This window comes from Citrobacter sp. MGH100 (assembly GCF_001034465.1).
In the GTDB taxonomy this organism is placed as follows: domain Bacteria; phylum Pseudomonadota; class Gammaproteobacteria; order Enterobacterales; family Enterobacteriaceae; genus Citrobacter; species Citrobacter youngae.
On record NZ_KQ089801.1, the window covers coordinates 1,049,950 to 1,064,579 of the forward strand.

A 14,630-nucleotide genomic window follows, 5' to 3' on the forward strand; every position below is an offset into this window, starting at 1 on the left:
TCCCAAACCAAGGTTTTTGAGAAACTCTGAAACATCAGCAATGTCTTTTCCATTGGCTGCCTTGTCCATCTTTCCGGCAAGCGCATTTGTCATGGTGGTGGCAAAATTAGGATCGTTTCCCAGCGCCGCCGCCAGTTCGTTAAGCGTATCGAGTGCAGCTGGAGAAGATGCCACCAGTGCAGCAATTGCCGCCTGCACAAAAGCCGTGTTAGCAAGTTGCGTGGAATTATTGCCTGCCGCTGCCGTCGGTGCTTTTGGCGTGCCAGTGAATGTCGGACTGGCTTTTGGCGCATATTGCGTATGTGGATCTGCAGCAGCAAGATGTTTTGCCATCAGGTCATCCACATACACCTTAAGCTCCAGCACCTTGTCATCCACATATTTGCGGGTTGCCAGAACCACAGCAGGGTCAATTTTCAGGGTGATGTTATCGGTGCTGCTGGTAATCAGCACCATGCGTACGGTCTGCGTGCGTCCGCTGCCCTCCGCCAACTGCGGCTTATAGCTCTCCGGGCAGTTTCCCACAGCAATCAGCGCACCGGTTTCATCAAACAGGCCGACTTCACGAATCCACCACCCGCCCTCATTTTCCGGGATCACCTGCTCAGCAATAATCTGGCTGCTGTTCTGCGGGTCGATATACAGCATATTCAGCGCTGCGCGGCGCTTTTCAGCCACTAACGCGGTCTGTTGTGCGCTGGGAGTGGGCAGTGCTCCACCACCGTCACCCACCGCCATCTGGGTAATTTTAAGCGGGATACCGAGCGCGGCGGCGCTAGCCAGTTTCGCCGCGCCGATATCCGTCAGCAGGGTGTAAAATTTTGCGCTCATGGGTTCACTCTCATCGTGTCAATAACATGGACCGCTCCGCCCTCATAAGCGGTGCCGCCGGAAATAATGGTTTCGTTGATGTACGGATAGATCGTGATTTCTTCACCGATGTAGGTGGCTGCACCCACAAAATACGGACCACCTGTCTGCAAATTGATGGACATGCCAACCAGATGACGGCTGCACGGTTTGGCGTCACCGATCAGGCGCTCCAGCTCCAGATAGGTTTCTTCTGTTATGCCCTGCTCCTGCACGCCAATATCCAGACGGAACGTCCCCGGCGTTTCGCCGGTCTGCCACCACTCAATGATGCGGATCAGGAAACCGAACGGCTCCACTACACGCCGCACGGCGCTGGTTGTCCCCTTGTGCTGATGGATATAAAACGCGTCCTGCACAACGCGGCGCTTGACGCTTTCTGTCCAGCTTTCATCCCAGCGGTCAACAGAAAACGCCCAGGCCAGATAAGGCAGGAACCTGATCGGGCAGGTTGCCGGATTCCATAAATCACGCAGCGAAACCTGCAGATCGGAAATCCCGCTGCAGGTCTGCGCCAGTCGGCGTTCAAGCGGCGACGAACCCGGCGGCAACAGACTACTCATCCGTACCCCCGTTGGTGACGCTCCACTCTGTGCAGGACGCTGCCTGCGTCTTATCCAGCACCACATCATCCAGCGGGGACGCCAGCTCCACACGCTGGACGCCCTCTACGTGCAACGCGGCATAAATGGCGCTGCGGCGGATATCACGTCCCAGCCGCGTCTGACTGGCGATGTATCTCTGCAGGCTGGCTTTTGCTTCTGCCATCACCGGCTCAGCCTCCGGCCCCGGATAAAGGAAGATCGTCGCATCCACGCTGTACGGAATAATTTCAGCGCTGCGCACCGTCAGGCGGTCTGCCACCGGGCGAACCTTTTCACTGTTAAGCGCCAGCTCAACCACCGCCAGCAGGTCAGCCCCTGCCGTACCGTCACCCTCACGACTCAGCACGGTAAGTACCACCTCTGCCGGTGCCGGACTGGTTGCGCTGGCATCAGCCACGCGCCCGTCGGCGCTTCTGGCGTGGAACTCATAGGCTCCCGTCGGCCCTGCAACGGACAGCCCCTCAAATGCTGCAGGAATGCGCTGGCGTAATGCTTCATCACTTTCCATCACTGCGGCGACTGGCGGCACCGCGTCATTATCGGCAGGGACTACCGTCAGGCGCCTCACGTTGCAGTTACCTGCCAGTTGCTCAAGGTCATTTCCCATGGAATAGGCCACCATGACCGCCTGGGCAGCCTCATTAATACGCTGGCGCAGCAGGATTTCGCGGTAAGTATTTTCCTGCAGCAGTTTGGTGACAGGTTCTGACTCCAGCGCTAACGTGCGCATAACGGCCTCCTGTTCATCAGCCGGATGGAGGGCCACAAAGGCGGCCTTGCGTTCTGCCAGCAATGTTTCAAAGTCCGGCACGTCCACAATCTGCGGCGGCGGTAGTTGGGAAAGATCAATGACTGGCATTGTCTGCTCCTGTTGGTACGGAAAGGGAAACTGGCGCGCCGTTATTGCGGTGTCCTGTAAGCTCAACCACCATAGAACCATCAAAATTGCCGTTGATGGTGATGGAATCCAGCGTAAGACGCGGCTCCCAACGACTCAGCGCCACATAGACAGCAGACATAACCTGCAGGCGCAGCGCCGGGTTCTGCGGCTGGTCAATCAGGGCAGACAGCAGGGAACCATATTCCCGGCGGGCAAGACGGCTGCCCTGCGGCGTCATCAGAATATCCCGCACCGACTGGCGCAGATGGTCTGTATCTGCAATGGCCTGCCCGTCATTCCTGCTCATACCGATATACAACGTCATACCGGACCTCCCGTGTTAGCGCCGCCTTTCAGAACGCCAGTATGCTCATGGTCATCAACTACGATCCCGTTAGAACTCATTGCGCCGCCGCCCTGGGTGACGCCGCCATTGATCACCACCTTGCTGTTAATGCGCGTGGTGTCAGCCTCCACCACAAACTCACCGGTTTTGTAGGTGACACTGTCTGATGCCTCGATCACCATGGATTTGATGCCCCTGACATGCCACCGTCCGGTGGCGGGTTCATACTCAAACCATCCCCCGTCCGGGTACTCCGTCACGCAGCCGTCCACGGAATCCGACGGTGGCGGAAACTGATTGGAGTAGATGGCGGGCAGCACAAAAGCGGTTTCCAGATTGCCGCCCATGCTCAGCACCACCACCTGCTCATCCGGCGACGGACACCACCATGTACGGGCACCACCGGCACGCAGCGTCAGCCAGTTAATCCAGTTGGTTTCAAGTTCGCCTACTTTCACCCGGCACAGCCATTTCTTCCGATCCACTTCGGTCACGATGCCGGTGCGGATCAGATTGGTGATAAGGCGCATGATTTCTGTGAGTTGTGCATTCATGGAGTTAGGTTGCACGTACATTGAATCTATGGCATCAATACCTCCTTGTGTGGTGGATAACACAAATACAATTCTAATCGGAGAAGGGAAAAAGCATGAGCCATCCTATTGATTATTACGCCATAGAAGAGCATGCAAGGATAATTGAACAATTATGCTGCTCATCAGAGGTTTATTTACAGCGTATACAGTCTACCCAGAAGGAATATGATGGCGTCATGGTAACTGAATTTGAAATAGAGGAGTTATCGTACAACGGTTGGTTGGAGTATAGTATTAGCAATAATCTCATTAACCTTTGTACTAAATTACGAATTCTTCAAGACTCTAGTAAACATGAATGGGACCCAGATTACTCACCCGAGATAGAAGCATTCGAAGAATATAAAAATATATTTTTTGTTATTGATGGCCATGTTAAAGGCTCCATACGCGAGTGTTGCAATAAAGTTATTCACGCACTAAATTTTGAACTAACAAAAAAAACCTCCAAAAATGGAGTAAAGTATTGGGACGGTTCTATTATTGTTTCAGGAATTCAAAACAAAAAGAACTGGAAAATAAAAATCAACCTTTTTCTTTTTTGTCAAAGCGTAAAGCTCTATTTAAGATTATTAAGTGCGTAACCGTCCTAACTTTACATTAACAAATAACTCAAAAGTAAATCCCTTATGTCACTTTTAATATGGTCATTTAAACCTAGTAATCTTCGAGATGAATACTTAATTAGCATCCCCTTACGGCTGGCGCGATCACGCAGACCGTAGTGGTGAACACGGGCAATGCGCTGCACCTTGCCCTCAAACTGCACGCTGGCAGAGTCGGCACTGGCTGCAGTTTTCAGGTATTTTGTGGTGCGAAGCTTTGCAAACATCTGGCGTTTGATGCGTCCCTTCTTGTTACGGGCTGTCACCCGGCGCGGCTCATAGCCGCTGCCGTCAGGATTACGCTGCATCCTGATGTTCTGCTGCTGCGTCCGGCGTAGCTGTTGCGCCAGTTGCCGCATCATACGGCTGCGTGCTGCAGGCTCCAGATTTGCCAGCAATGCCGTTAGCCAGTCATCCACCCTCTGCAGTTCATCCACGTTTCACCGTCCACATTTCTTCGGATTCGTCCGGCTCCGGCACCGCTTCAACGCTTGACACGCTGCTATCAGTGCTGACCAGTACACGCTCCGTCAGTTGCAGATTCAGGCTGATATCGCACACATCATTGCGCAGAATATCCACTTCAAAGGTGAACAGTTTTTCGCGCAGCTCCGGGTTGTTGATGGCGTCCGGCTGATTTTCGCTGAGCCATAGCAACACGGGAGCCATCAGCAGATTCTGGTCACCACTGAAATCCTCGATCACCACGTTCAGGGTGTAGCGGTATTCCCATGACATGGAGCTGGCACCGGTTGCCACCAGTGAGCCGTTATCAACGAAAAGGTGCAACTTGTCCGGGTTAGATCGGACATAAGCAACCGCTTTATTCAGGGCGCTGCGTAAGGACTGCGGTTTGTTCACTGTCTCGCTCCTGACACGCAATAATCGTGTCCACTTTGTCAGCACAGACCGCCCAGGCGGCCTCGGTTTCATCCAGCGCTGCATTCAGATCACCGTTACTGCGCGGCGCTGACCTTTCCAGGCGGCACTGCGTCACTCTGGGACAACCACTCACGGTAAGCTGCACCTCCGGCGAGGACCGGACGTTCGCGCAGCCTGATAATGTCAGCAGGCAAAGGAGCGTCAGCCCAGCGGCGCAAATCCTCGTTTTCACGTTTCAGTTCCTCGATCCGGTGATGACGGCTGCGCAGTAGTGCGGTGGTCTGTTCCGCTGCCGCATAAAGCCGCATCTGCTCCCGGCTGTTGGTTTCGGTCAGAATGGACAGGCCGATCAGCTGGCTGTTTTTCTTCGTTAGTTCCTGCGTTTTGCTTTTCAGCGACGCGCCCTGCATTTCGATGGTGTGGCTGGCATTGTTTAGCCGCCACGACTGCCAGCCCAGCGCCATAAGTGCCAGCGCCAGCACTATCGCCAGCGCACGCATCAGGCCTCCATCGGCTCATGAAGCTGCGCGCGGGCAATCTGATACAAAACCAGCGTCAGCAAGTAAAACACCAGGGTGATCACCCATCCAGAAAACGCCAGGCACAGAACAATAAGCAGCCTGATTACCCATGTACGCACGGGTTTTACGGGGTGCGCCCTGAATTTCAGCAATGCCGCCCTGACCTCATCGCGCGCCCGATCTCCGGCGAACCACCCGACAGCGCACAGCGCAGCAAGCAGCCAGGCGAGGAAGCATGACACCCAGACAGACGCACCAACCAGAACCGGCGCACCGCTGCGCGGATAGAGCAGGCTGATAACCAACAGCGCAGCCCATGCCAACTGGAAAAAAACGCTCATGACTTTCTTTTTCATTCCGTTATGCCCCTTTTAAGCACCAGGCCATTTCCCGCGCGCGGCGGTTGTCCAGCCCCTGATTAAACACACCTTTGACATATACCCAGCGCGGCAGTTGATAGCAGGCATCCGCCCAGCGCCGCTGGTTCAGCAACTTAACCAGCGTGGAGCTGCAGGCGTTGCCGGTGCCCACGTTGAAAGCAAACGACACCACCGCGTCATAGACCTTTTGCGGCACAGGCTGCACCACACATTTTTCCAGCGCCCGCTCCACGCGCAGCACGTTGGTGATAAGTCCCTGCGCCGCCTGCCGCTCCGTGATGGTTTTCCCCGGCACCACACCGGAAGTATTGCCGATCCCGTCAGTCCACACGCCCGCACTGCACTGATACGGCTGCAGGCGGCATCCCTCGTAATCGGCAATCAGTTTCAGCCCCTCGACGGAGGTATGAAGCGACTGGAAACCGGGCAGCGTGGCGGCGATAGCCAGCACCGCCCCGACAAGGCAGCGCTTAACGATTGAAGGATTCATATTCCCCCCGCGAAATTTTGCCGCCACGTAACAATTTGAAAGACTGGTATTTGTAGTACCAGTTGATAGCCAGCATCAGCACACCAATCAGTACGCCGCCAACCGTTGACGCATCCTTGAGCGACAGATCGCCCAGCCATGCCAGCAGCACGGCGATGCAGTAAGTGATAAAGGCGCTGATTCGTTCAAGCGTCATAATTCAGTCCCATAGCTGGACGGTCTGCGCCGTGGTTGACGCCGTAATGTCCGGCAGCTCCACCTGCAGCCCGTGCGGTAAAAATGGGCCGTACTCAGCCAGCCCCGGATTTGCCTGCAGAACCTGCTCAGTGACACCCTGCGTGCGCCCGTAATGACGCCAGCAAAGCGCGTCCACCGTGTCATACTGATGCGCACACACTTTCATCAGATAAGCTCCACCGTACAGTGCGGTGCATCCTGCACCCGGCTGATAGCCCAGCGGGCATCACGCCACAAATCACCGCTGGCCTCCGCCAGTTCCTCCCCCCGTTTCACACCTGACGCCGTGGCGTCATAGTCCTGATAACGCTCATTGAGTACGGCACGCGTCCAGCAAAAAACGGCGTTATGGTAGTGCTGGATACGCTCGCTTTTACCGTCCAGCATGTCCGCCGGAACCTCAGCCAGTGCCCGGTAGCCCAGCAACTGCTGGCGGTTGCGGAAGTCGTACAGCTCAGCGTTAACCTCAGAAATAGCCATCAGCACAACCTGCTTTAAACGCGGCTGCGTCACCGTGCCGTCAGTTCGCATCACACTGCGAAATTCCGACAGGTCCACATCAGGCCAGAACGGCGTATTTTTGATGACCTCCGCCTGTTCCGGTGCCTGTTCGGGCGCAACAAACTTCATGCGGCTTTCTCCTGAATAAGTGGGCGGTGGACGGAATTTTGATATGGCAGTGCCTTTCGCCATCCCGTGCCGCCCGTGCGCGGGGCACGTTCTTTAGCGGCTGTCATTGCGCAGTCTGCGCTCCAGCTGCTGCTTTTCTTTTTTCACACCGCAGCGGGGATCAAGCTGCAGCGCATGGGTAAGGTGATTCAGGGCAGACGCCGGGTTGCTTTCGCTCAGTACAGCGCCTATGGCTTTATGCAGGCGCGCCCGCGACTGGTCCGGCATATCCAGATCGGTTGTCAGGTCCAGCGTCTGCAGAAGCAAATCGGCATCAAAACCGGCAGCGGCAAGCAGAGCGCTTTGCGCCGCGTCTGCCATTTCTTCTGCCAGCACGGTCTGCACGTTACGGTTGCCCAGCGGCATCACCCAGCCATGGCTCAGCGCATGACGCCCGATTTCCAGCGCACCGGCATAATCACCGGCGTCGATACGCCACAACATCACGTACATCAGCACGTCATCCTGCTGCGCACCTCCGGCAGCCAGTACGCCCTCTGCCCAGGCAGAATATTTCGGCAGCAGCTCCACCTTGATTTCCGCCTTTTTCACCGTGGACTGGATGCCTTTAAGCCTGCGGCGATCTTCTGCCAGTTGCAGCAGCATCAGGTCATAACCCGACGCATGGCGAACACTGCCGCCCTCACGGGCGGCCTGTTCGGCCTGAATGCGCAGGCGGTGCTGCCGTGCGGGACTCAGGCTCATGCGTTACTCTCCGTTTCCTGTTTCTGCTGCAGGCGGGGTGAAATCACCGATTTCGATGTTTTCAACCAGCGCCGCGCAACGGTAGTCCTCGACCACATACGCCTCGTTGACGGATTCAAAGTTTTCGATCCGGTCACGTTTCGGGTTGTCGATAACAGAACGGCGGCGGGTGTCTTCCTGCCAGTAGATGGACAGGTTATCCAGACGGGTGATCAGCAGCGCATTTGCCGGGAAGAAAGGCGCACGCACGGCCTGCAGGCCGCCCATGCGTTTCTGGCTGATGATCAGATCGGCGGCGATTTTTTCGCTGTTGTCCTGCTCTTTGTTAACCAGCGGGAAATACTTGTCAGACAGCAGTTCACGACCACAGACGACAACCAGCTCGTCATCGTCCTGATACTCCACATCGATCAGCTCGTTGACGGTATCCATCACCACCGCGTCAAGATTTAGATACTTACCACCCGGACCAACTTTTACCGGCTCCGCCGTAGTGGTGCCGTCTTCTGCGGTTTTGCTACCCATGACATGATCCGGCGCGTCTTCGCGGATTTTCTGCAGCCAGCCTTTATTGACGTCCTGCAGCAACGGGTTTTCAGCGCGACTGGAGGTTTTGGCGCGCTTCACGCCGTTAAAGCCAATCATGATGCGGTCCAGCGCCTGACGCTTGACGATGGCGTTGCGGATACGCACCTGGAAGTCCTGGAATTTCGCCCACAGGTCCAGTTTTGCGTAGGTCAGCACCGTATCAAAGTTGGTCTGCTCGCATTTGTATTCCACGTCTTCCATCAGCGTCGGATCGGTAGGCTCTCGCTCTTTGGTGGTGGTATCGGTGGTTCCGGCAATGGTGCTGCCCACGCCCAGCCCCAGCAACTGCCCTGACTGCTCAGTGACCGGCGTGATGTTAATCAGCGTCAGGAAAGCGGCTGACTGCTGGATCTGGTCTTCCAGCGTCTGCTGCACGGACGGCTCCACGGTGAACTTGCTGGAGAGCTCTTCAACCTCCACACCGTTCAGGCGCGCCAGTTGCTGCAGGTAAGCGTTAAAGGCAAAGCGGGTTTTCTTTTTCATCGGGTTTTATGCTCCATCAGCAATTGGTCAGGGTGCCTGCCGGTGCGTCACCGCCCGGCGCGCGCTGGCGGTAATCCTTGCGGCTGTCTTCACGGCTCAGCTGCTGCTGTAACTCGGCAAAGGCGGCCTGCTGCTTCTGCAGGGAGGACTCCAGCGCGGAAAGGCGTTCACCGTTTTCAGTCAAGGATTTATCAGTGCGCTCGCTCAGGTTCTGCTGCTCGGTGGCGACAAGTTCCACGGCTTTATGCACGTCTGAGAAACGCGCATCGTCGGTCTGCTCTTTTTTGGTGAACAGCGCGGTGACGCGGGCAAAGAGGGACGGCTTTTCGTCCTGGGCTTCTTCGAGTTCGATCAGCGTTTCTTCGGCAGCGGTAAAAAGGTTTTCAGGATTCTGCTTACGGTTTGCCAGCGGGTTATGTGCGGCACTGGCGCTGAATGCCAGCATTTCGGTGCCGAGACTTGCCGGATCATCTGTTGCCGCCAGCCCCACAAGATAGGCTTTACCGGTGTCAGCAAACTTCGGGCTGACCTCCATGGAGGTAAACAGCTTCTGGCCTTTTTTCACCAGTGCCACCAGGGAGTCTGTCGGTTCAACATCGGCGTAAAGTGCCATCTTGCCCGCCAGCGGACCGTCCTGGATTTCTTCCGCAACCAGCGCCGTCACTTTGCCGTAACGGTTGAAGGCACTGTCCGGGGAATAAGACTTGATGTGCTCAAGGTTAATCAGCGCGGTATAGACCGTCGGGTTGTAGCTGGCAGCCATCTGTACCAGCCATTCACGCTGGATCTCGCGCCCGTCAGTGGTGGCACCTTCCACCCCGATACGGAAACGCTTTGCTTTCACTGTCATGAGCCGTGCTCCGTTAGAAATAACTTACTGGAGCCTTATGTTTGCGGTGATGGGGGGAGTGAGACAACGCGCTGTATTTGTACGGTAAACCACACAAACCGCAGCCGGGGAAAGCCGCCATCCAAGGCCGTATGTTTGGGCCATGAACACGACACTGACCCCCGCAGACCTCGATCCCCGTCGGCAGGCCATGCTGCTGTACTTTCAGGGATACCGCGTAGCCCGCATTGCCGAAATGCTGGGCGAAAAAGTTGCAACCGTTCACAGCTGGAAAAAACGCGACAAGTGGGGCGACTATGGGCCGCTGGATCAGATGCAGCTCACCACCGCCGCACGTTACTGCCAGCTCATCATGAAGGAGCAGAAAGAAGGGAAAGATTTCAAGGAAATTGACCTGCTGGCGCGCCAGTCAGAGCGCCACGCCCGGATCGGCAAATTTAACGACGGCGGGAACGAAGCTGATTTAAACCCGAAAGTCGCCAACCGTAACAAAGGTCCGCGCAGACAGCCGGAAAAGAACGTTTTCACCGACGAACAGATCGAAAAGCTGGAAGAAGTCTTCCACGCCTCTATGTTCGACTATCAGCGTCACTGGTTTGAAGCAGGGAAAACAAACCGCATCCGCAATCTGCTCAAGTCACGCCAGATTGGCGCCACGTTTTATTTTGCCCGTGAAGCATTGATCGACGCCCTGCTGACCGGACGCAACCAGATTTTCCTTTCTGCCAGTAAGGCACAGGCGCACGTTTTTAAGCAGTACATCATCGACTTTGCCAAAGAAGTTGAAGTGGAACTGAAAGGCGATCCCATGGTGCTACCCAATGGGGCAGCATTGTACTTCCTCGGCACCAATGCCCGTACGGCGCAGAGCTACCATGGCAACCTGTATCTTGATGAATATTTCTGGATACCGAAATTCCAGGAGCTGCGCAAGGTGGCCTCCGGGATGGCCATTCACAAGAAATGGCGACAAACCTACTTTTCCACACCGTCCAGCCTGACCCACAGTGCCTATCCGTTCTGGTCCGGTGCGCTGTTTAACCGGGGCCGCGCCAAAGCGGACAAGGTGGATATTGACCTGACCCACAGCAACCTTGCGCGCGGCCTGCTCTGCCCTGACGGACAGTACCGGCAGATCGTCACCGTGGAGGATGCGGTGCGCGGCGGCTGTAACCTGTTCGACCTCGACCAGTTGCGCATGGAGTACAGCCCGGACGAGTACCAGAACCTGCTGATGTGCGAGTTTATTGACGATCTGGCGTCCGTATTTCCGCTCAGCGAGCTGCAGGCGTGCATGGTGGACAGCTGGGAAGTCTGGACTGATTTTCACGCACTGGCGCTGCGCCCGTTTGGCTGGCGCGAAGTGTGGATCGGCTATGACCCGGCGAAAGGCACACAGAACGGCGACAGCGCAGGGTGCGTGGTGATGGCACCACCCACCGTTCCGGGCGGCAAGTTCCGCATTCTTGAGCGCCATCAGTGGCGCGGGATGGACTTCCGTGCCCAGGCGGACGCTATCAAAAAACTGACGCAGCAGTACAACGTGACCTATATCGGCATCGACTCCACCGGCGTCGGTCATGGTGTTTATGAGAACGTGAAGGCGTTCTTTCCTGCCGTCCGCGAGTTTGTCTACAACCCTAATGTCAAAAACGCCCTGGTGCTCAAGGCATACGACATTATCAGCCACCGGCGTCTGGAGTTTGACGCCGGACACACCGACATCGCGCAGTCCTTTATGGCTATCCGCCGCGCCACCACCGCCAGCGGCAACCGCCCCACCTATGAAGCCAGCCGCAGCGAAGAAGCCAGCCACGCCGATTTGGCCTGGGCAACGATGCACGCACTGTTTAACGAACCGCTGCAGGGCGAATCCGCCAATACCAGCAATATTGTGGAGATTTTTTGATGGGTAAGAGTAAGAGAAACCGCACTGCAGTTAAGCACAGCAGCAGTGCATCTGCAGAGGCATTCAGCTTTGGTGATCCGATCCCGGTACTGGACCGCCGCGAACTGCTGGACTACGTGGAGTGTGTGCAGATGGACCGCTGGTATGAACCGCCGGTCAGCTTTGACGGGCTGGCGCGCACCTACCGTGCCGCCGTGCATCACAGTTCTCCGATAGCCGTTAAGCGCAACATCCTGACCAGCACCTTTATCCCGCACCCGTTGCTGAGCCAGCAGGCATTCAGCCGGTTTGTGCAGGACTATCTGGTGTTCGGGAACGCCTATCTGGAGAAGCGCACCAACCGGCTCGGCGGCATTCTGTCGCTGGAGCCATCACTGGCAAAATACACCCGCCGTGGTCTGGATCTCGATACCTACTGGTTTGTGCAATACGGCATGACCACGCAACCCTACGAGTTCACCAAAGGCAGCATTTTTCACCTGATGGAGCCGGATTTAAACCAGGAGATTTACGGCCTGCCGGAATACCTGTCCGCCATCCCTTCCGCCCTGCTCAACGAGTCCGCCACGTTGTTTCGCCGTAAGTATTACATCAACGGCAGCCACGCGGGGTTCATCATGTATATGACCGATGCCGCACAGAACCAGGAGGATGTGAACAATATCCGCCAGGCGATGAAAAGCGCCAAAGGGCCGGGCAACTTCCGTAACCTGTTTATGTACTCCCCCAACGGCAAAAAGGACGGCATCCAGATCATCCCACTGTCAGAAGTGGCGGCAAAGGATGAGTTTTTGAACATCAAGAACGTGAGCCGCGATGACATGATGGCAGCGCACCGCGTTCCGCCACAGATGATGGGAGTTATGCCGAGCAATGTTGGGGGGTTTGGGGATGTGGAAAAAGCCAGCCGCGTTTTTGTTCGCAACGAATTAATGCCGCTACAGAAGCAGCTCCAAGAAGTAAATGAATGGTTGGACGGGGACGTAATCAGATTTGAGGAATACAACTTAAGCATTTGAATACACAACAAAAATAAAAAAGGGGATTCCCTCCCCCCTTTTTATACATTAATTATTATCGTATAGCTCCTGAATTTTTGCTGGATTAGCAAAAAATCTTGCAGGATAAGCATTGGGATAATTATCTTCAATATAGTTTTCTGTCCTAGTTATTAACGCTGCTAAATCAGTAGCGAGTTGCGCTGAATTAGGGGGCAGCTGATTGGTACTATTATGTAAATTAGGCACCATATTCAACAGCACTGAAGCATAATATCTATTACCATGAGTTATTATTAAATGACGGCGACTATGTGTTGATTTATCTGTAGCAGCCAAAGTTGCGCTAATAGCACGTTCTATCACACGAAAATGGTTGACAGCATTTATTAATTTGACACCACTTAATCGCGGGTTGAAGATTGTTCTATATAATGACCCTTCAAAGTTTTCAAAAAATCTACCGCGATTCGATTTTAAAGTTGCAACTATAGTATTATTTTTACTTAGGCAAGCTAAAGCATTCAAAGCCTCATCGAGATCAATTACCTTGACGTTAGACTGTGAATAATCCTCATCGGTTCGCAATAATTGGTATTGATATCCTTCAAGTACAAGCTCTCTCGCCAGTCTATGCTGATCGGGTTGTTGTGAAGCAAAATCTCTTCCTAATACTCTATTCTGGAAATTATTAGCTCTGGTTATTGCATTAGCATTGAGATCATTTACATCATTATTAATTTCAATAAAACGAACAGGGACTTTAACTTGATAAATTCTATCTCCTAACACATCCATAACACTACCTAAACTACTCACGGTTTGCGCACCGTTGATCACACTAACATCTTTAAAATCGAAAACCCCTCTCTCAGTGCCTGCAGCGGCGTTTCTTCTATGAGGAATTAACTCGTTCACTAGTAACGTAATACCGTTATTGTAAAACCAAAACATTTCTGGACTATCAATTGCAGTTTTTTTAATTTCTTCGTTAACATCTGTTTTACCAAGCATATTTCTTATGTTTTTAGTAAAAAGACGGGTTCCATATTGTTTCCACCAATTCCCAACCTGGTCTCCAGCTAAAGTTCCATAAAACGCTCTGTAAGGTTCATTGATAAACCCATAGCGTTCCACTTCTACGCCATCCAAATCAATTTGGCCTCTTGAGCCAGTCTGCAACCAATGGACTAAATCCTCTGATGAAATCAAATGAACTTGAAAACCCCATTCTTCTTTCGGTGTTTCGGCCGGGGTAAAGGACGCTTCATTTAGCTCACGTTGCCACTCTTGCATATCACGTAAAATATCTTCTGAAGCACCTTTTTTTCCTGTGTGAGTCATGGCGAAGATAAATTTATAATCAAATGAATTAAGGGCTGTGCTTATATCTGAGCTCTTATCTTGAAGAATCTGGTCAAAAAGTTCATATCGTTCATTCTGCAGTTTTTCACAAGCATCCTTGAAGCACACAAAATCAGGTCTGGTCCAAGTGCCATTTCCGGCCTGATTAAATTTTGACTGAACAACTACAACGATTTTTTCACTATGATTTATGACTATGCCATCAATGCCCCCATCCTCAGAACTGTCGCAAACCGATTCGCCTGCATGCTTTTCATCAACACCACCGAGCTGGTACATCGTAAACGCCGCCAAAGCCCTACTTGCCATTTTAATGTTGTAATCTTGTTGGCCGGGTTGGCACTCTCGTTTATGAATATAGTCTTCAAATCTTTCTCTTAAAACACCGCCAAGTCTTTGGGCTATAACTTGCGCCGTCGCCGCTGCAGCTACAGCGTTATCCTCAACTCGAAGGTCTACAACGAATGCCATTTATTTTTCCTTATAAAATTTTTACAGCGTTAGCAGTAATTAAAAGGTTACTCGTTAAGCGGCAATTGTACTACACCAGTCTACTAAATATGGATATATCAATGAGTAAACTCTCATCTTTGCGAACTCACATACATTGTGAAAAAAATACTTAACTTAGCTATTCAACCCGATGCCGCG

The 14,630-nt window shown here is 53.6% G+C and carries 21 protein-coding genes; 3 read left to right on the plus strand and 18 right to left on the minus strand.

The features are described 5' to 3' along the window. The 5 genes from SK32_RS16595 to SK32_RS16615 all read right to left on the minus strand — a co-directional run. Positions 1-831, minus strand: an 831-nt coding sequence (locus SK32_RS16595; RefSeq protein ID WP_048213510.1) for a phage tail protein, incomplete at its 3' end; no start/stop codon positions are given. Continuing rightward, positions 828-1,433: a phage tail protein I gene (locus tag SK32_RS16600; protein WP_048213295.1), complete on the minus strand. Its 606-nt coding sequence runs from the start codon at positions 1,431-1,433 to the stop codon at positions 828-830. The genes SK32_RS16600 and SK32_RS16595, both read right to left, overlap by 4 nt. Next, positions 1,426-2,334 (minus strand): baseplate assembly protein, encoded by a 909-nt coding sequence (locus SK32_RS16605; protein ID WP_048213296.1) that lies wholly within the window; start codon positions 2,332-2,334, stop codon positions 1,426-1,428. Before SK32_RS16605 ends, SK32_RS16600 begins: the two co-directional genes overlap by 8 nt. Further along, positions 2,321-2,680: a GPW/gp25 family protein gene (locus SK32_RS16610; RefSeq protein WP_048213297.1), complete on the minus strand. Its 360-nt coding sequence runs from the start codon at positions 2,678-2,680 to the stop codon at positions 2,321-2,323. Before SK32_RS16610 ends, SK32_RS16605 begins: the two co-directional genes overlap by 14 nt. Beyond that, a complete protein-coding gene (locus SK32_RS16615; protein ID WP_048213502.1) occupies positions 2,677-3,255 on the minus strand; it encodes a phage baseplate assembly protein V in 579 nt (192 codons plus the stop codon). Before SK32_RS16615 ends, SK32_RS16610 begins: the two co-directional genes overlap by 4 nt. Before the next feature lie 95 nt (positions 3,256-3,350). Here SK32_RS16615 and SK32_RS16620 point away from each other — a divergent pair, with 95 nt between their 5' ends. Further along, complete coding sequence (locus tag SK32_RS16620; RefSeq protein WP_048213298.1) at positions 3,351-3,881, plus strand: hypothetical protein; 531 nt, start codon at positions 3,351-3,353, stop codon at positions 3,879-3,881. An 11-nt stretch (positions 3,882-3,892) separates the two neighbouring features. Here the strand turns inward: SK32_RS16620 and SK32_RS16625 are convergent, their stop codons facing one another. From SK32_RS16625 to SK32_RS16675, 12 genes are all read right to left on the minus strand, one after another. Continuing rightward, positions 3,893-4,339, minus strand: a complete 447-nt coding sequence (locus tag SK32_RS16625) for a phage virion morphogenesis protein (protein WP_048213299.1) — start codon at positions 4,337-4,339, stop codon at positions 3,893-3,895. Beyond that, on the minus strand, positions 4,332-4,763 hold the full coding sequence (locus SK32_RS16630) for a phage tail protein (protein ID WP_048213300.1): 432 nt from the start codon (positions 4,761-4,763) through the stop codon (positions 4,332-4,334). Before SK32_RS16630 ends, SK32_RS16625 begins: the two co-directional genes overlap by 8 nt. After that, positions 4,726-4,974: an Rz1-like lysis system protein LysC gene (gene lysC, locus SK32_RS26490; protein WP_231591587.1), complete on the minus strand. Its 249-nt coding sequence runs from the start codon at positions 4,972-4,974 to the stop codon at positions 4,726-4,728. The genes SK32_RS16630 and lysC overlap by 38 nt, the downstream gene beginning before the upstream one ends. Next, entirely contained in the window at positions 4,859-5,287 is a 429-nt protein-coding gene (gene lysB, locus SK32_RS16635) for an Rz-like lysis system protein LysB (protein ID WP_197081320.1), read from the minus strand. The genes lysC and lysB overlap by 116 nt, the downstream gene beginning before the upstream one ends. Further along, the gene (locus SK32_RS16640) at positions 5,284-5,661 is read right to left on the minus strand and encodes a DNZ54_00345 family protein (protein ID WP_048213302.1); all 378 of its coding nucleotides are present in this window, start codon (positions 5,659-5,661) and stop codon (positions 5,284-5,286) included. The genes lysB and SK32_RS16640 overlap by 4 nt, the downstream gene beginning before the upstream one ends. Positions 5,662-5,665: 4 nt before the next feature. Beyond that, entirely contained in the window at positions 5,666-6,175 is a 510-nt protein-coding gene (locus tag SK32_RS16645; protein ID WP_048213303.1) for a lysozyme, read from the minus strand. Beyond that, on the minus strand, positions 6,156-6,371 hold the full coding sequence (locus SK32_RS16650; RefSeq protein WP_048213304.1) for an HP1 family phage holin: 216 nt from the start codon (positions 6,369-6,371) through the stop codon (positions 6,156-6,158). The genes SK32_RS16645 and SK32_RS16650 overlap by 20 nt, the downstream gene beginning before the upstream one ends. 3 nt (positions 6,372-6,374) lie before the next feature. Next, positions 6,375-6,578 (minus strand): tail protein X, encoded by a 204-nt coding sequence (locus SK32_RS16655; protein ID WP_045344753.1) that lies wholly within the window; start codon positions 6,576-6,578, stop codon positions 6,375-6,377. Continuing rightward, complete coding sequence (locus SK32_RS16660) at positions 6,578-7,042, minus strand: head completion/stabilization protein (protein ID WP_048213305.1); 465 nt, start codon at positions 7,040-7,042, stop codon at positions 6,578-6,580. The genes SK32_RS16655 and SK32_RS16660 overlap by 1 nt, the downstream gene beginning before the upstream one ends. Before the next feature lie 93 nt (positions 7,043-7,135). Further along, entirely contained in the window at positions 7,136-7,786 is a 651-nt protein-coding gene (gene gpM / locus SK32_RS16665; RefSeq protein WP_048213306.1) for a phage terminase small subunit, read from the minus strand. A gap of 3 nt (positions 7,787-7,789) precedes the next feature. Next, complete coding sequence (locus tag SK32_RS16670) at positions 7,790-8,857, minus strand: phage major capsid protein, P2 family (RefSeq protein WP_048213307.1); 1,068 nt, start codon at positions 8,855-8,857, stop codon at positions 7,790-7,792. 16 nt (positions 8,858-8,873) lie between these two features. Further along, a complete protein-coding gene (locus SK32_RS16675; RefSeq protein ID WP_048213308.1) occupies positions 8,874-9,707 on the minus strand; it encodes a GPO family capsid scaffolding protein in 834 nt (277 codons plus the stop codon). A gap of 142 nt (positions 9,708-9,849) precedes the next feature. Between SK32_RS16675 and SK32_RS16680 the strand changes: the two genes are divergently transcribed. Further along, a complete protein-coding gene (locus SK32_RS16680; protein ID WP_040233363.1) occupies positions 9,850-11,616 on the plus strand; it encodes a terminase ATPase subunit family protein in 1,767 nt (588 codons plus the stop codon). Next, positions 11,616-12,635, plus strand: coding sequence for a phage portal protein (locus SK32_RS16685; protein ID WP_048213309.1), 1,020 nt, complete (start codon positions 11,616-11,618; stop codon positions 12,633-12,635). Before SK32_RS16680 ends, SK32_RS16685 begins: the two co-directional genes overlap by 1 nt. Positions 12,636-12,683: 48 nt before the next feature. Here SK32_RS16685 and SK32_RS16690 read toward each other — a convergent pair whose 3' ends face one another. Continuing rightward, positions 12,684-14,450, minus strand: coding sequence for an AIPR family protein (locus SK32_RS16690; RefSeq protein WP_048213310.1), 1,767 nt, complete (start codon positions 14,448-14,450; stop codon positions 12,684-12,686). Positions 14,451-14,630 lie beyond the last annotated feature (180 nt).